This is a genomic window from uncultured Flavonifractor sp., assembly GCF_944385615.1.
Taxonomy (GTDB): domain Bacteria; phylum Bacillota; class Clostridia; order Oscillospirales; family Oscillospiraceae; genus Flavonifractor.
Window position 1 is genome coordinate 1 of the sequence record NZ_CALWXV010000008.1, and the last position, 15,062, is coordinate 15,062.

A 15,062-nucleotide genomic window follows, 5' to 3' on the forward strand; every position below is an offset into this window, starting at 1 on the left:
CTCACCACCTCCTCTATTTTATCTCATCTAAATGAAAAAGCCCAGCTTTTGCTGGACTTTTTCGACAGGCTGAAGCCTCCGGTTTTCATCTTGAAAACCGGAGGCTTGCTATTTTCGCTATCCCGCAGGAAAACGGGGCACTCAGGCCAGCTGAGCCTTGGCCATGTCGGTCAGGGCGGTGAAGGCGGCCTTGTCGTTGACAGCCAGCTCGGCCAGCATCTTGCGGTTGATGGCCACGCCGGCCTTCTTCAGGCCGTTCATGAAGGTGGAATAGTTCATGCCGTTCATCTTGCAGGCGGCGGAGATACGGGTGATCCACAGGGAGCGGAAGTCACGCTTCTTCAGCCGGCGGCCGGTGTAGGCGTAGGTCAGGGACTTCATGACCTGCTCGTTGGCCATCTTGAAGTGCTTGCTCTTGGCGCCCCAGTAGCCCTTGGCCAGCTTGAGGATCTTATTTCTTCTCTTGCGCGTCATCATCGCGCCTTTAACTCTAGCCATTGTAAAAAGCCTCCTATGTTAAGGTAAAAGTGGGAATTATCTTATTTGTAGGGGATCATGCGCTTGATGGCGGGCTCGTTGGTCTTGTCCGCATAAGCGCCGGCGCGGAGGCCTCTCTTACGCTTGGTGTCCTTGCCGTGGCCGTTGAGCAGGTGGGACTTGAACGCATGGGCGCGCTTGACCTTGCCGGACTTGGTCAGGCTGAATCTCTTCTTCGCGCCGGAGTGAGTTTTCAGTTTAGGCATGGTGGTTAACTCCTTTGTCTTTGGATTTCAGAAACCGCCTCAGGACTTCTTATTGTCCTTGGCGACCTTGGGAGAGAGGAACATGGACATATGCCGTCCGTCCAGCTTGGGGTCCTTATCCAACGCGGCCACCTCGCTGCACTGTTCCGCGAACTTGAGCAGCAGGCCCTTGCCGATATCGGTGTGGGCCATCTCGCGGCCGCGGAAGCGGACGGTGACCTTCACCCGATTCCCCTGGGTCAGGAACTTCTGGGCGTTGCGGAGCTTGACGTTAAAATCGTTCACGTCGATGCCCGGCGACATGCGGACTTCCTTGATCTCTACGACATGCTGATTCTTCCGGGCCTCTTTTTCCCGCTTGGTCTGCTCGAACTTGTACTTGCCATAGTCCATGAGCTTACACACGGGGGGCACGGCATTGGGAGAGATCTTCACCAGGTCCAGGTTCTGCTCGATGGCACGCTCCAGCGCCTCACGGGCGGACATGATCCCCAGCTGCTCGCCGCTGTCGGAGACAAGCCGGACCTCCTTGTCGCGGATCTCTTCGTTGATTTGATGACCCTGTTTGCTGATACGAAAGCACCTCCAATTCACTTCTGCATACAAAAACGCGGTTACCGATCCGGTACCCGCGCCACAACAGAACAGCAACGCCGAACACACGGCGCGCTGCTGACCTTGTTGACCTCTTTGCTTGCTGCTGGAGGTGAGGACGGGGGTACCTTCCTGCTTTATTGTGCCCAAATAGTATATCAGAGTAAAAAAGCAATGTCAAGTATCAAATGGGAGAAAAAAGAGAGGCTACTTTGTGCTTTCTTTTTTGGCAAAATTGTGGCAGAATGGGGAAGAGGAGGGAGAATTATGGTGCAGAAAGGCTTGAAGCGAATTTTTTTGGCGGTTTTGGCGGCTGCTTTGCTAGCGCTGGCCTGTCCCGCCTGGGGGGCGTCGGGGGAGAGCCATGACGCGGTGATTTTATTTACCCACGATACCCATGACCACTTCTATCCGGCGCCTTCGGAGGACGGCGGCGAATACGGCGGCTATATCCGCCTGGCTACCCTGCTGAAGCAGGAGCGGGTGAAGTACCCCGACGCCATCACTGTGGACGGGGGCGACTTCTCCATGGGCACCCTGTTCCAGACCATCTATGCCACCCAGGCCCCTGAACTGCGGGCTCTGGGAGCCATGGGGTATGATGTGACCACGCTGGGCAACCATGAATTTGACTACCGGGCCGCCGGTCTGGCGCAGATGCTGGAGACGGCGGCGGCCAGCGGCAGCCCGGTTCCCGCCATCGTGCAGTCCAACGGCACTGTGCTGGATGGGACGGGGAGCCAGGAGCTGAAGCAGGCCATGGAGGACTACGGGGTACAGGATCATATCATCCTCACCCGTGGTGGGATCAACTATGGCATTTTTGGCCTGATGGGAGAGGACGCCGACGCCTGCGCGCCCATGTCCGGTATGGCATTTGAACCGGTGGCCGACGCCGCCCGGCGGGCGGTGGCGGAGCTGGAGGAGGAGCTGGCCCAGCTGGAGGGTCCCTCCCTCATCGTCTGCCTGTCCCATACCGGCACGGAGAACGGAAAGGGCGAGGACTACGAGCTGGCCAAGGCGGTGGACGGCATTGACGTCATCATCTCGGGCCACACCCATTCCACCCTGGAGGAGCCCGTTCAGGTCAACGATACCCTGATCGTCTCCTGTGGGGAGTACACCACCAATCTTGGAGTGCTGGAGCTGAAACTGGACGGCACAGGCGCCGTCACCGATTTTGATTACCGGCTGGTGCCGGTGGACGAGACGGTAAGCGCCGACGCCGATATGGAGCGGCTGGCGCAGTCCTTCCAGCCCATGGTGGAGAAGGAATATCTCTCCCAGTTTGGCCTGACCTTTGACCAGGTGCTGGCTCAGTCCACCTTTGATTTTACCCCCATCTCCCAGTTTGGAAAGGAACACCGGGAGGATACCCTGGGCAATCTGATTGCCGACTCCTATGTGTACGCAGTGCAGCAGGCGGAAGGGGAGAACTATGTGCCGGTGGACTTTGCGGTGGTGGCGGCGGGGGTGATCCGGGAGTCCTTTTCCGCTGGGGAGATCACCACGTCCGATGTGTTCAACGTGTCCTCTCTGGGGTCGGGGGCCAACGGCTCACCGGGCTATCCCCTGATCTCTGTGTGGATCACCGGCCGGGAGCTGAAGGATGCCTTTGAAGTGGACGCCTCGGTCACCAGTTTGATGCCTGCCGCCCAAATCTACGGCGCGGGGATGACCTGGACCTGGAACCCCCACCGGATACTGCTCAACCGGGTGAACGACTGCGCCCAGGTGCTGCCCGATGGAACTACTGTTCCGCTGGAGGACGACAAGCTTTACCGGGTGGTCACCGGGCTTTACACCGGCCAGATGCTGGGCACGGTGAACGACCAGTCCTTTGGTATCCTCACCATCACGCCCAAGGACGCCCAGGGTAACGAGGTGACCAATTTTGAGGATCAGATCATCTACACCCCCAACGGCTCCGAATTGAAAGAATGGTACGCTTTGGCCACCTATCTTCAGTCCATGGGAACGGTGGACGGACGCTATGCCGCGCCGGAGGGCCGCAAGGTGGAGGATCTGTCCTGGAATCCTGTCAATCTGCTGAAGGGCCTCAACCTGATCGGATGGATCGCTCTGGTAGTATGTCTGGCAGTGCTGGCCCTCATCATGTTTATTGTGTACCGGCTGGTTACCCGGAAAAGCCGCAGACATGGCGGCAAGAGGAGCGGATACCGTCCCTATCGGGGATAAGTTGACAAGAGATAGAGAAAGAAAAGATGGAGCGCCTGCCCTGGTTTCATGCCGGGGCAGGCGCTTTCTGTTCTATCTGAGGCCGATTGACAAACAGAGTATAATCAACATGACAAAAAGGGGGGACTGCTATGGAACTGAATACCGACGCCAAAGCTGCCTTCGACGCCATGCGGGAGGGAATCACCATCATTGATACGGAAGGGCGGCTGGTGTTCTGCAACCACGCCTATCTGGAGTTTCTGCGCAAGGAGCTGGGGGAGCCTCTGGGCCCTGTGGAGGGAAAGGTGCTGCGAGACCTGCGCCCCGGCGCCCGGCTGCCCGATGTGCTGAAGGCGGGCAAGCCCATTTTGCACATCACCCGGCAGGAGATCAAGGATTTTTACTTTGTCAACCTCTATCCCATTTATGAGGAAGGTGTGCTGGTAGGCGGACTGTCGATAGTCACCTTTCTGGAGGACGCCTATCAGACCAGGGAGGAACTGGAGGCGGTGGAGGCCCGCAGCCGTCAGGTGCTGCGCAGCATCAACAAGGCCAACGGCGCCCGGTACACCTTTGACGATATTGTGGCCGTATCGCCCGCCGTGGTCCGGGTGAAGGATCTGGCCCAGCGGGTGGCCGCCACCGACGCCACCGTTTTACTGGAGAGCGAGAGCGGCACCGGCAAGGAGCTGTACGCCCAGGCCATCCACAACGCCAGCCCCCGGCACGAGGGGGTATTTGTGGCCATCAACTGCTCCAACTTCAACGCCAATATGCTGGAATCGGAGCTCTTCGGCTATGCGGAGGGGGCCTTTACCGGCGCCAAGCGAGGCGGCAAGGTGGGACTGTTTGAGGCAGCGGCAGGGGGGACCCTCTTTCTGGATGAAATCTCCGAGATGGATGTGGGTCTCCAGGCCAAGCTGCTGAGGGCCCTTCAGGAGCACTGTGTCCGTCCGGTGGGAAGCATCAAGGAGGTGGAGGTGGATGTGCGGGTCATTGCCGCCTGTAATGCCAATCTGCCTGACTATGTGGCCGCCGGGAAATTCCGCAAGGATCTGTACTACCGCCTCAACACCTTTCCCATCCATATCCCGCCCCTGCGGGAGCGGCCAGTGGATATTCCAGCTCTGGCCCAGGCCATTCTGGAGGATTTTTCCCATAAGCTTCGCCGGCCCTTTACGCTGACAGAAGACGCGGTGACCTGCCTGCAAGCCCACGACTGGCCGGGCAATGTGCGGGAGCTGCGCAATGTGCTGGAGTTTTCCGCCTACCTGACCCCCTCCGGTATCATCAACCGGGAGGCCCTCCCCAGCGATCTGGTCCAGCAGCGGGAGGATGTGGGCCTGACCCTGGCCCAGCGCACCCGGGCCTTTGAAAAACGGGTGATCCTCAATATGCTGGAGCGGAACGGTACCTCGCTGGAGGGGAAAAAACGGACTGCCGCCCAGCTTGGGATCTCTCTGGCCAGCCTTTATAATAAGCTGAACGGGTAGTTTATTTTTCAATTCTAAAATACTGGAAAGTGATTCTAATATTTTAGAATATCCTGTGGTTTCATAGGCTGTAGGCCGAAAATCCAGAAGAAAGGACTGGAGAATTCTAAAATATTAGAAATCAGAGCGGGCGTTGCGGCAGAGCGGAAACGAGAAAAAGCGCCGGATTGCAAGGGAAAGAGCCGATCCTGACGGACTTTTATAAAATTGGCACGGGCCTTGCTCTTAATTTGGGCAGCGGCAGCTGGAAGAGGGGCTGCCGGAAAGATAAGAGGAGGTATCGTCTATGTCACCCTTAGCAATCCTGGGGTTCCTGACGGTCGTGGTCATGCTGGTGCTGATTATGACCAAGAAGGCATCCCCGCTGGTGGCCCTCATCGTGGTTCCTGTGGTCACCGGCATCATTTCCTGTTTCTTCATCTCGGTCGTACCGGAGGGCGCCCCGGAGGGTACCCAGGGAGTGGTGGACTTTCTGGCCAACTTCAAGTCCCTAGGAGGTATGATTACCGGCGCCAAGGGCATTGGCTCTGTGGCCGCTACCGGCGTCATGTTTATTTTCTCCATCCTGTTTTTCGGTATCCTCACCGATGCCGGTACCTTCCGGCCCATCATCAAAGGTATCCTGAATCTGGTGGGCACAGATCCCATCAAGATCGGTATCGGCACCGCCGTGTTGGCCGCGGTGGTCCACCTGGACGGCTCCGGCGCGGTCACCTTCCTGATCTGTGTGCCTGCTCTGCTGCCTCTGTATGACGCGCTTGGGATGCGGCGGAGTACGCTTGCCACCATTGTGGCGCTGTCTGCCGGTACCATGAACATTCTGCCCTGGGGCGGCCCCACCATCCGGGCGCACACCGCCCTGGCCGCTATGGAGGGGACGGAGGCCAACGTTACAGAGTTCTTTATGCCGGTTCTTCCCGCTGTGCTGGTTGGTATGGTTTGTGTGTTGGTCATTGCCGCATTTTTGGGCAGCCTGGAGAAAAAGCGCATTGGCTCTGTGGCGCTCCAGGCCGTGGGCCATACGGAGCAGGAGCTGACCGAGGAGCAGAAGGCCCTGCTGCGGCCCCATCTGTTCTGGGTCAATATTATCCTCATCGTTGCCGCCATTGTTTCCCTGCTCATCTCCGGCTTTGCCCCCGCTGTGGTGTTCATGGTGTTCTATGTGCTGGCTACCGTCATCAACTACCCCAAGGTGAAGGACTCCAAGGCCCGGGTGGACGCCCACGCCAAGGAGGCGCTGATGATGTGCTCTGTGCTCTTCGCCGCCGGCTGCTTTACCGGCATTATGCAGGGTACCGGCATGATTTCCGAAATGTCCAGCGCGCTGGTGTCCATCATCCCCAACTCTCTGGGTAAGTTCTTCCCTGTGATCGTGGGTATCATCGGTATGCCTGCCTCTCTGCTCTTTGACCCGGACTCCTTCTATTATGGCGTGCTCCCTGTGCTGGCCCAGACCGCCGAGGGCTTTGGCGTGGTGGGCGCCGATGTGGGCCGGGCTGCTATTTTGGGCCAGATGACCGTAGGTTTCCCCATCTCCCCCCTCACCGCCTCCACCTTCCTGCTGGTGGGCCTGGCCGGTGTGGACTTTGGCGAGCACCAGAAAAAGACCATTCCGCTGGCCTGGCTGGTGTCCATCGTTATGGTGGTCGTGGCCGTCATCATCGGCGGTATCGCTCTTTGAGATTGACCAGTTTTTAATCTGTTTCATCATTGGAAAGGAAGCTATGCCATGAAAACCATCCGTATTGGCAGCGGAGCCGGTTATGCCGGTGACCGCCTGGAGCCCTCCCTGGAGCTCATCAAAAAAGGCAACCTGGATTACATCAGCTATGAGTGCCTGGCCGAGCGCACCATCGCCATCGGCCAGCAGGCCAAGCTGAAGGACCCCACCAAGGGGTATAACGGCTTGCTGGAGCACCGCATGGAGAAGGCCCTCCCCCTGTGTTGGGAGCACAAGGTGAAGCTCATTACCAACATGGGTTCGGCCAACCCCCAGGCCGCCGCACAGAAGTGCGTGGAGATCGCCCGCAAGCACGGCCTGAAGGGTATGAAGATTGCCTGCGTTACCGGCGACGATCTGCTGCCCGTCATCGACAAGTACATGGACACCGAAGTGTGGGAAAACCACAAGCCGCTGAAGGAGCTGGGGGGTGAGATCGTCTCGGCCAACGCCTACATGGGGGTGGAGGGTATCCTGAAGGCCCTGGACATGGGGGCCGATGTGGTTATCACCGGCCGTGTGGCCGACCCCGCCATCTTTATGGCCCCCATGATCCACGAATTTGGCTGGTCCATGGACGACTGGGACAAGCTGGGCAAGGGGACCATCATGGGCCACCTGCTGGAGTGCGGCGGCCAGGTTACCGGCGGCTATTTTGCCGAGCCGGGCAAGAAAGATGTGCCCGGTGTGGGCCATCTGGGTTTCCCCATCATTGAGGTGTCTGAGGATGGATCCTTCTTTGTCACCAAGGTGCCTGAGGCCGGCGGTATGGTCACTGTGGAGACCTGCTCCGAGCAGATCTGCTATGAGATTCATGACCCTGAGAACTACCTGACCCCCGATGTGGTGGCCGACTGCAAGCAGATTAAGTTCACCGAGATCGGCAAGGACATGGTGAAGGTGGAGGGCATCACCGGCAAGCCCCGCACCGAGACCTTCAAGTGCTCCATCGGCTACAAGGACTGCTTCATCGGAGACGGTGAGATCAGCTACGGCGGCCCAGGCTGTGTGGCCCGGGGCAAGCTGGCCCTGGATATCCTGAAGGAGCGGCTGGAGCTGGTGGCCCCCAACGTGTTTGAGGAGCTGAAGTTTGACCTCATTGGCTGCAACAGCCTGTACTGGAACCCGGATTACAAGTATCATGAAGAGCCCAGCGAGGTGCGGGTCCGGGTGGCCGGCCGGGCCAAGACCAAGGCGGAGGCCGACCTCATCGGCAATGAGGTAGAGGCTCTGTATACAAACGGTCCCGCCGGCGGCTGCGGCGCGGTGAAGCGCACCCGGGATATCGTCTCTGTGGCCTCCATTCTGGTGAGCCGCTACGACGTCAAGCCCGAGGCCGAGATCTTTGAAGTCTGATTTTGGGACAGAAAGGAAGCGTCTGTTATGAAACTCTGGGATATCGCCCACTCCCGCACCGGCGACAAGGGCAACATCTCCAACATCTCCCTCATTGCCTATGACCCCAAGGACTATGAAATGCTTAAGGAAAAGGTGACTCCCGAGCGGGTCAAGGAACATTTTAAAGGTATGGTCAAGGGCGAGGTGGTCCGCTATGAACTGCCCAACATCCATGCCCTCAACTTTGTGATGTATGCCGCCCTGGGCGGCGGCGTCACCCGCTCCCTGTCTGTGGATATGCACGGAAAGGGCCTGTCCTCCTATCTGCTGGACATGGAAATCTGAGTGTTTCCCCTCTTCTCTCACATAGATACACAAAAAAGCGCGAAGGCCCTGTGGAACCAAATCCGCAGGGTCTTCGCGCCTGTTCCGGCGGGTAAGCGGGGATGCTCCAGCCGGAGGAATCAATAGCCGGGGTTCTCGTTTTTCACAAAGGTTTTGGCTTTCTCTTCGCCCCGGAGGACCCGCAGGCCGCCCAGCGCCAGAGAGCGCATTTCGTCCTCACCGGCATAGACCACAACGGGGGCGATGAAGGAGACTCGCTTCTCAATCTCACTGGTCACATACTTGGAATAGGCGATGCCGCCGGTGAGCAGGATGGCGTCCACCTTGCCGCACACGCCGGGGGCCACCTTGCCGATGTTCTTGGCAATGTTGAGGATCATGGCGTCGTACACCAGCTTGGCGTGCTCGTCACCGTTCTGGATCATCTGCTCTACTTCGCGGCTGTCGGTGGTGCCCAGGTGGGCCAGCAGGCCGCCCTTGCTCTTCACCAGCTTCATCATGCTCTTGTAGTCGTACTCACCGGTGAAGCACATCTTGATGACGTCGAACATGGGCAGGCCGCCGGCCCGCTCGGGTGAGAAGGGGCCCTCCTCATCGTTGATGAAGTCCTCCACCTTGCCATTGTGGTGCAGGTTGACCGAGATGCCGCCGCCCAGATGGGCCACGATGACGGTGATATCCTCATAGGCCTTGCCGTTTTCCCGGGCGTAGCGCATGGCGGCGGCCCGGGTATTCAGGTTATGGCCCATGCCCTTGCGGCGGAGCAGGGGCAGGCCGGTGAGCTTGTTGATGGGCAGCAACTCGTCCACGGTGACGCCGTCGTAGATGTAGGCGGGGATATTCAGCTGGAGGCTGATGGAGCGGGCAATCATGGCGCCCACGTTGGAGGCGTGCTCGTTCTGGGGCTTGTTCTTCAGCTGCCACACCATGTCGTCGTTGACCTCGTAGGCCCCTGCCTCGATGGGGGTGAGCAGGCCGCCCCGGGAGACGATGGCGGTGAGGGACTCCAGGGGGATGTCATGGCGCTTCAGGCAGTCCAGCACTAGGTCCCGGCGGAACTCGTACTGGTCGGCCACACAGTCAAAGGGGGCCAGCTCCTCGGCGGAGTGGGTGATGGACTCCACGAACAGAGGCTCTTCACCGTCAAAGACGGCCAGCTTGGTGGAGGTGGAGCCGGGGTTGAGGATCAAAAGGCGTTCCATAGATGGTACCTCCTTACTGTTTCTGCGCGGCGGCGGCAGAGATGACAATGGACAGATATTTCTCCTCGGCGGAGGAGCCCCGGCTGGTCATGACGATGGGGCACTGAGCGCCCACAATGAAGCCGGCCATTTTGGCCCCGCAGGTGACAGCCAGCATCTTGCCCATAATGTTGCCGGCGTGGATGTTGGGGGCAACCAGCACGTCGCAGTCCCCGGCGCAGGGGCTGACAAAGCCCTTGAAGTCGGCGATCTCCTTGCTGACGGCACAGTCATAGGAGATGGGGCCCTCTACCACGCAGCCGGTGATCTCGCCCTTCTGGTTCATCTGTTTCAGAGCGTCGCCCTCCACGGTCTCAGGCATCTTGGGATTGAGCTTCTCCACACAGGCCAGCACGCCCACCTTGGGATTGTCGTAGCCCATGGCCCGCAGAGCGCCTACAGTGTTTTCAATAATGGCCTTTTTCTGCTCCAGGGTAGGGTAGGTGACCATGCCGCCGTCCACGGGCAGCAGCAGCTTATGGTAGGTGGGCACCTCAAAGGCGGTGAAGTGGCTCATGACGCCCCCCTTGCCCAGGCCGTGCTCCTTGTTGACCACGGCCTTCAGCAGCACGGCGGTGTCCAGCCGGCCCTTCATCAAAAAGTCGGCCTTGCCCTCCTTCACCAGAGCCACCGCCTTGCGGGCGGCCTCGGCCAGATCGGGCTCGTCGTAGATATCCTCGGCGGGGACGCTCTCGCCCAGCTCCGCCAGCACCTGGTCAATGATGGCCTTGTCGCCCACCAGAACGGGGGAGACGATGCCCTCGGCCCGGGCCCGGAGTACGGCCTGGAGGGTGTGCTCATCGCCGGCGGCGGCCACCGCCATGCGGGCCCGGTTGGGCTTGCCCTTCACATGGGCGATGAGTTCATCAAAGTTGTGGAATACCATAAGGAAGATCTCCTTTCCGGATTGAGTCTGTAATGGGCGGGGAAAAGCCCTGTTTATGGAACGCGGGCGCACAGAAGGCCGTGCGCCCGCGTCGGCAGGTCTTTATTTCTGGGCGCGGCCCAGCTCCAGGCCCTTCTCGAAGGCCTGCTTGTTCAGGGGAAGCAGCTTGGGCTTGGAGGCCAGCTTGTGCTCGATGGTGTTCCATACGATATCGGGCTGGATGACCTCGGTATAACCCACATAGACGCCCAGCATGATGACGTTAAGCACCTTGGCGTTGCCCATCTCCAGGGCCAGCTCGGTGACGGGGGCCTTCACCAGCTTCACGTCGACCCGGCCGATGTCGTCGGAGACGATGGAGCTGTTGATGAACAGAGTGCCGCCGCTCTTCAGGGTGCCGATGAACTTAGCCAGAGAGGGGCCGTTCATGACGATCAGGTCGTCCATCACATCGCCCAGAGGGGCGCCGATGGCCTCATCGGAGATGACCACAAAGCAGTTGGCGGTTCCGCCCCGCTGCTCGGCGCCGTAGGAGGGAAAGAAGGTGACGTTCTTATCGGTGGAATTGCAGGTGGCGTCGGCCAGGAACTTGCCCAGCGTCATCACGCCCTGGCCGCCGAAACCGGCCACACACAGATTGGTTTCCATAGTTGCGTACCTCCTTTACCGATCCCGGATGACGCCCAGGGGGAACTCGGGCAGCATCTTCTCTTCGATGTAGTCCAGGGACTTCATGGGGTCCAGGCCCCAGTTGGTGGGGCAGCTGGTGACGATCTCCACCATGGAGAAGCCCTTGCCGTCCAGCTGATTCTGGAAGGCCTTGTGGATGGCCTGCTTGGTCTTGTTCACGTTGGCGGGATTGTTGCAGCTGGTGCGCACCAGATAGGCAGGAGCGGTCAGCTGGTTGAGGATCTCGCACATGTGCATGGGATAGCCGTGCTCCTTGGGGTCCCGGCCCTTGGGGGCGGTGGTGGCCTTCATGCCCACCAGGGTGGTGGGGGCCATCTGACCGCCGGTCATACCGTAAATGCCGTTATTGATAAAGATAACGGTGATGTTCTCGCCCCGGTTGGCAGCGGAAATGGACTCGGCCAGGCCGATGGAGGCAAAGTCGCCGTCGCCCTGATAGGTGAATACCAGGGAGTCGGGGCTGGTGCGCTTCATGCCGGTGGCCACGGCGCAGGCCCGGCCGTGGGGGGCGGTGGTGTTGTCGTAGGCGATGTAGTCCATGTGCAGGCCGCAGCAGCCGATGCCCAGCACACAGGCGGCCTTGTCCACCAGGTCCATCTCCTCCAGAACCTCGCCGATGAGCTTGATAACGGTGGAGTGCATACAGCCGGGGCAGAAGCCGGAGACCTTATCTTCCTGGATGGTTTTCGTTCTTCCGTAGATCTTTTCCATCTTACTTCCCCTCCATGATCTTCTTGGCCGCGGCAATGACTTTGTCGCGGCTCATAATGTTGCCGCCGGAGCACAGACAGGTCTCAATGGGGCAGCGGTCCTTCACACCCACAGCCACGTCGGTGACGAACTGGGCGGGGATGGACATCTCCACATCCAGCACGGCTTTGCACTTGTTGTAGTCGATGTGGTCATAGGACTCATAGGGGAAGGGGTGCACGGTGATGGGCCGGATCAGACCGGCCTTGATGCCCTGGGCCCGGAGCAGGTCCACGGCGGACTTGCAGATGCGGGCAGAGATACCGTAGGCGGTGAGCACGATCTCGGCGTCGGCCACCTGGTACTCCTCCACCTGCACATCCTTCTTCCAGGACTCATACAGGGCGGCGGCGTCCTCGTTGGCCTCCTGCATTTTGAGGGTGGACCACTGACCGGGCTGGATCCAGGACCGGTTGGCATAGTCCAGCTGGTGGCCGACACAGGCCCAGCCCTGCTTGGAGGCCTTGATGGCGGCCACTTCCTCATCGCTCTTCATCTCAGGCAGGACAACGGGCTCCATCATGGTACCGATGACGCCGTCGGCCAGGATGAGGACGGGGTTACGGTCCCGGTCGGCGTAGTCAAAGGCCTTATAGGTCATGTCCACGGCCTCCTGAACGGTGGAGGGAGCAAAAACCAGCATCTGGAAGCCTCCGTTGCCGGAGGCCTTGGTGGCCTGGAAGTAGTCCATCTGGGCGGGCTGGATGGAGCCCACGCCGGGGCCGCCCCGGGAGATGTTGGCGTACACCATGGGGATGCGGGCGGCGGCGCAGTAGGAAATGCCCTCGCTCTTCAGGGCGATGCCGGGGGAGGAGGAGGAGGTCATGGACCGGGTACCGGCGGAAGCGGCGCCGTACACCATGTTCACAGAAGCCACCTCAGACTCGCCCTGGACGAATACGCCGCCCACCTCGGGCAGACGGCGGGAAAAATACTCGGGAATCTCATTCTGCGGGGTGATGGGGTAACCGGCAAAGAACCGGCACCCGGCCCGCACGGCCGCCTCGGCAATGGCCTCGCAGCCCTTCATAAATACTCTTGCCATTTTCCTTACCTCCCCTTACTTGAAAACCTCAATGGCGCCGTCGGGACACATCCGGCCGCAGATGGCGCAGCCGATGCAGTCGTCCGGGTGGACGGGCACCACATATTCGTAGCCTTTGGAATTGACCTTGTCACCGATGGCCAATACCTGCTTGGGGCAGAACTTGATGCAGTAGCCGCAGCTCTTGCACCGCTCCGCCACGATTTGGACCTTTGCCATACCGACATCTCCTTTTTATATATCTTGCATCTTGCAAACTTTGGGGCGCAAGCAAATGCCTGTTTAAATGCCCTCCTGCTCCGGACTGGCCCATGGATAGGTCAGATAGAGCCGGATGGGAAGTACTGGGCAGGGCAGGCCATCCGGCAGACCAAGGCACAGCTCCTTCCGAACCGTGAGGAAATCCACCGGCTTATAGGGCCCTACCATATCCACCAGCTGTTGGGCGCCAATGGCTACTTCGGCGGTGGTGGTTTCCGGTCCCAGGTTGGGGTTGCCGATGAGCCGCAGCCGGGCCAGCTCCACATGGGACACCCCTAATGTCTCACCCAACACCTTGTCGATGTGCTCCAGGGTGGCCGACCAGGGACGGAAGGGATTGATGACATAATAAATGGTGGTACCATCCCGGTTGAGCAGGGGGGCATATCCGCCGATGGACCGGGCGCCGATGTAGTCGCCCCCCACGTCCAGCACGGTGTAGCAGCCCTGGTCGTTGAGCAGCCGCCGCACGCCGCCGGTGAGGGTGGGGGCGTCCATGAACTGCTCTTCATAGTGGACCTCCACGCCAAGGTCTTCAAGCATGGACCGCTGGTCCCGGGAGCGGAACAGGGGCTTGGTCATGTCCAGATCGAAGAAGTGGACCGGCTTGTCCCCGGTTTCTGCCAAGGCTTGGGCCACGTTGAGGGCGATTTCGCTTTTTCCGCCCCCCGCCTCGCCCAGAAATACGAAGTTGGTGCTGGAGTCAAGGGGGAGCAGATCCCGGATGGAATATTGCGCAGCCATGGGTGCCGCCTCCTGTCAAACAAGATATATCTTATATCTTGCAAAATTTATGAGTTAAGGATAGCACACTTTTTGCAAATTGCAAGAGGGGAACAGCGGGTTTGGGAGAAATGTCAAAACAGGTCAGTACAATTTGGAGAAAATGCCGGTAAGGCTTGTCAGCAGGCCAAAGCACTGGTATACTATCTTGCAAGAAATGAGATCTTAGGAGGCGCGGCTATGGCGGCGATCAAAAAGCGTTCCCTGGTGGATCAGGTTTATGAGGCACTACGCGGCGATATTATCATGCTGCGCCGCCCGTTGGGCAGCAAGCTCAATGTCAGTGAGCTTCAGGAGGAGCTGGGGGTGAGCTGTACCCCCATCCGGGAGGCCATCAACCGGTTACAGCAGGAGGGGCTGGTGGTCTATGAGAATAATGTAGGGGCCCATATCCTGGATTTGGACCGGCATGACATTATTGAAATTGAGCAGCTGGCCATGACCCTTCACTGCGCGGCCATCCGGCTGGCCATGGAGCACGGGGACAAGGGTGCAATGGTGATGGAGCTGGAGAAGCATCTGGAGGAATACCGGCGGGCCAAAAATGTCCAAAGCGAGGTGACGGCGGTCAACCGCTTTGTGGGGGTGTTTTACGCCCACTGCGGCAACCGGCGGCTGGACGCCAGCATGATCTCCATCCAGGGCCAGCAGCTCTTGCTGCGGTACATCTACGCCAACTGCCTGGAAGAGCGGGGGAGCCACGCCGAGGATTTCGCCGCTATGCTGGAGGCGGCCAAGGCAGGGGAGGGGGAGAGGGTGTGTGCCCTGCTCCAGGCCAATACCGACCGGCAGATCCCGGTGCTGATGGAGTATGTGCTGCGGGAAAAGGCTGCCCGGTCATAAGAATCAGAATTTTGGAAACACAGAGAACAAAAAAGAGGCTGGTGAGCGGTTGGACATTCCATCTAATTGCTTTACCAGCCTCTTTTTGAGGAGATGGCAAGGAGATTGCCCACAGAACCGGAGCCAGTCTGGCGGTTTTTTGTCCATTG

The 15,062-nt window shown here is 59.4% G+C and carries 16 protein-coding genes; 6 read left to right on the plus strand and 10 right to left on the minus strand.

Features of this window, described 5'->3' with window-relative positions; all coding sequences use genetic code 11:
• Positions 1–141 precede the first annotated feature (141 nt).
• From rplT to infC, 3 genes are read right to left on the minus strand one after another with little or no spacing between them, the layout of a single operon-like run.
• A complete protein-coding gene (rplT, locus tag Q0J75_RS03775) occupies positions 142–498 on the minus strand; it encodes a 50S ribosomal protein L20 (RefSeq protein ID WP_297196942.1) in 357 nt (118 codons plus the stop codon).
• Between the two features lie 41 nt (positions 499–539).
• Positions 540–743: a 50S ribosomal protein L35 gene (rpmI, locus tag Q0J75_RS03780; RefSeq protein WP_087188806.1), complete on the minus strand. Its 204-nt coding sequence runs from the start codon at positions 741–743 to the stop codon at positions 540–542.
• 39 nt (positions 744–782) lie between these two features.
• Complete coding sequence (gene infC / locus Q0J75_RS03785; RefSeq protein WP_297196945.1) at positions 783–1,349, minus strand: translation initiation factor IF-3; 567 nt, start codon at positions 1,347–1,349, stop codon at positions 783–785.
• Between the two features lie 255 nt (positions 1,350–1,604).
• Between infC and Q0J75_RS03790 the strand changes: the two genes are divergently transcribed.
• The 5 genes from Q0J75_RS03790 to Q0J75_RS03810 all read left to right on the plus strand — a co-directional run bounded on the left by Q0J75_RS03790 (position 1,605) and on the right by Q0J75_RS03810 (position 8,414).
• Positions 1,605–3,536, plus strand: a complete 1,932-nt coding sequence (locus tag Q0J75_RS03790; RefSeq protein ID WP_297196947.1) for a bifunctional metallophosphatase/5'-nucleotidase — start codon at positions 1,605–1,607, stop codon at positions 3,534–3,536.
• Positions 3,537–3,667: 131 nt separating this feature from the next.
• Positions 3,668–5,011 carry a sigma-54 interaction domain-containing protein gene (locus Q0J75_RS03795; protein ID WP_297196949.1) on the plus strand — a complete coding sequence of 448 codons (1,344 nt, stop codon included), beginning with the start codon at positions 3,668–3,670 and terminating at the stop codon, positions 5,009–5,011.
• A 286-nt stretch (positions 5,012–5,297) separates the two neighbouring features.
• The gene (locus Q0J75_RS03800) at positions 5,298–6,692 is read left to right on the plus strand and encodes a CitMHS family transporter (RefSeq protein WP_297196951.1); all 1,395 of its coding nucleotides are present in this window, start codon (positions 5,298–5,300) and stop codon (positions 6,690–6,692) included.
• 48 nt (positions 6,693–6,740) lie between these two features.
• On the plus strand, positions 6,741–8,087 hold the full coding sequence (locus Q0J75_RS03805) for an acyclic terpene utilization AtuA family protein (RefSeq protein ID WP_297196953.1): 1,347 nt from the start codon (positions 6,741–6,743) through the stop codon (positions 8,085–8,087).
• A gap of 27 nt (positions 8,088–8,114) precedes the next feature.
• The gene (locus tag Q0J75_RS03810) at positions 8,115–8,414 is read left to right on the plus strand and encodes an AtuA-related protein (protein ID WP_297196956.1); all 300 of its coding nucleotides are present in this window, start codon (positions 8,115–8,117) and stop codon (positions 8,412–8,414) included.
• Positions 8,415–8,533: 119 nt separating this feature from the next.
• Here the strand turns inward: Q0J75_RS03810 and buk are convergent, their stop codons facing one another.
• The 7 genes from buk to Q0J75_RS03845 all read right to left on the minus strand — a co-directional run bounded on the left by buk (position 8,534) and on the right by Q0J75_RS03845 (position 14,031).
• Positions 8,534–9,616 carry a butyrate kinase gene (gene buk, locus Q0J75_RS03815; protein WP_297196958.1) on the minus strand — a complete coding sequence of 361 codons (1,083 nt, stop codon included), beginning with the start codon at positions 9,614–9,616 and terminating at the stop codon, positions 8,534–8,536.
• A gap of 13 nt (positions 9,617–9,629) precedes the next feature.
• Entirely contained in the window at positions 9,630–10,541 is a 912-nt protein-coding gene (locus tag Q0J75_RS03820; protein ID WP_297196959.1) for a phosphate acyltransferase, read from the minus strand.
• Positions 10,542–10,643: 102 nt separating this feature from the next.
• On the minus strand, positions 10,644–11,189 hold the full coding sequence (locus Q0J75_RS03825) for a 2-oxoacid:acceptor oxidoreductase family protein (RefSeq protein ID WP_297196961.1): 546 nt from the start codon (positions 11,187–11,189) through the stop codon (positions 10,644–10,646).
• 15 nt (positions 11,190–11,204) lie between these two features.
• Positions 11,205–11,942, minus strand: coding sequence for a thiamine pyrophosphate-dependent enzyme (locus Q0J75_RS03830; RefSeq protein WP_297196964.1), 738 nt, complete (start codon positions 11,940–11,942; stop codon positions 11,205–11,207).
• A gap of 1 nt (position 11,943) precedes the next feature.
• Positions 11,944–13,026, minus strand: coding sequence for a 3-methyl-2-oxobutanoate dehydrogenase subunit VorB (vorB, locus tag Q0J75_RS03835; protein WP_297196966.1), 1,083 nt, complete (start codon positions 13,024–13,026; stop codon positions 11,944–11,946).
• A gap of 15 nt (positions 13,027–13,041) precedes the next feature.
• The gene (locus tag Q0J75_RS03840) at positions 13,042–13,245 is read right to left on the minus strand and encodes a 4Fe-4S dicluster domain-containing protein (RefSeq protein WP_297196968.1); all 204 of its coding nucleotides are present in this window, start codon (positions 13,243–13,245) and stop codon (positions 13,042–13,044) included.
• A gap of 63 nt (positions 13,246–13,308) precedes the next feature.
• Positions 13,309–14,031, minus strand: coding sequence for a hypothetical protein (locus Q0J75_RS03845; protein ID WP_297196971.1), 723 nt, complete (start codon positions 14,029–14,031; stop codon positions 13,309–13,311).
• 219 nt (positions 14,032–14,250) lie between these two features.
• On the opposite strand from Q0J75_RS03845, the gene Q0J75_RS03850 reads away from it, so the two are divergent.
• Entirely contained in the window at positions 14,251–14,913 is a 663-nt protein-coding gene (locus Q0J75_RS03850; protein ID WP_297196973.1) for a GntR family transcriptional regulator, read from the plus strand.
• Positions 14,914–15,062 lie beyond the last annotated feature (149 nt).

What these genes read in the sequence shown, in the direction of transcription:
- Q0J75_RS03820 (WP_297196959.1), bottom strand. Translation starts at nt 10,541, where the DNA reads ATGGTATTCCACAACTTTGATGAACTCATCGCCCATGTGAAGGGCAAG.
- Q0J75_RS03800 (WP_297196951.1), top strand. Translation starts at nt 5,298, where the DNA reads ATGTCACCCTTAGCAATCCTGGGGTTCCTGACGGTCGTGGTCATGCTG.
- Q0J75_RS03790 (WP_297196947.1), top strand. Translation starts at nt 1,605, where the DNA reads ATGGTGCAGAAAGGCTTGAAGCGAATTTTTTTGGCGGTTTTGGCGGCT.
- Q0J75_RS03845 (WP_297196971.1), bottom strand. Translation starts at nt 14,031, where the DNA reads ATGGCTGCGCAATATTCCATCCGGGATCTGCTCCCCCTTGACTCCAGC.
- Q0J75_RS03795 (WP_297196949.1), top strand. Translation starts at nt 3,668, where the DNA reads ATGGAACTGAATACCGACGCCAAAGCTGCCTTCGACGCCATGCGGGAG.
- Q0J75_RS03810 (WP_297196956.1), top strand. Translation starts at nt 8,115, where the DNA reads ATGAAACTCTGGGATATCGCCCACTCCCGCACCGGCGACAAGGGCAAC.
- Q0J75_RS03850 (WP_297196973.1), top strand. Translation starts at nt 14,251, where the DNA reads ATGGCGGCGATCAAAAAGCGTTCCCTGGTGGATCAGGTTTATGAGGCA.
- Q0J75_RS03805 (WP_297196953.1), top strand. Translation starts at nt 6,741, where the DNA reads ATGAAAACCATCCGTATTGGCAGCGGAGCCGGTTATGCCGGTGACCGC.
- vorB (WP_297196966.1), bottom strand. Translation starts at nt 13,026, where the DNA reads ATGGCAAGAGTATTTATGAAGGGCTGCGAGGCCATTGCCGAGGCGGCC.
- Q0J75_RS03840 (WP_297196968.1), bottom strand. Translation starts at nt 13,245, where the DNA reads ATGGCAAAGGTCCAAATCGTGGCGGAGCGGTGCAAGAGCTGCGGCTAC.
- Q0J75_RS03830 (WP_297196964.1), bottom strand. Translation starts at nt 11,942, where the DNA reads ATGGAAAAGATCTACGGAAGAACGAAAACCATCCAGGAAGATAAGGTC.
- rpmI (WP_087188806.1), bottom strand. Translation starts at nt 743, where the DNA reads ATGCCTAAACTGAAAACTCACTCCGGCGCGAAGAAGAGATTCAGCCTG.
- rplT (WP_297196942.1), bottom strand. Translation starts at nt 498, where the DNA reads ATGGCTAGAGTTAAAGGCGCGATGATGACGCGCAAGAGAAGAAATAAG.
- buk (WP_297196958.1), bottom strand. Translation starts at nt 9,616, where the DNA reads ATGGAACGCCTTTTGATCCTCAACCCCGGCTCCACCTCCACCAAGCTG.
- Q0J75_RS03825 (WP_297196961.1), bottom strand. Translation starts at nt 11,189, where the DNA reads ATGGAAACCAATCTGTGTGTGGCCGGTTTCGGCGGCCAGGGCGTGATG.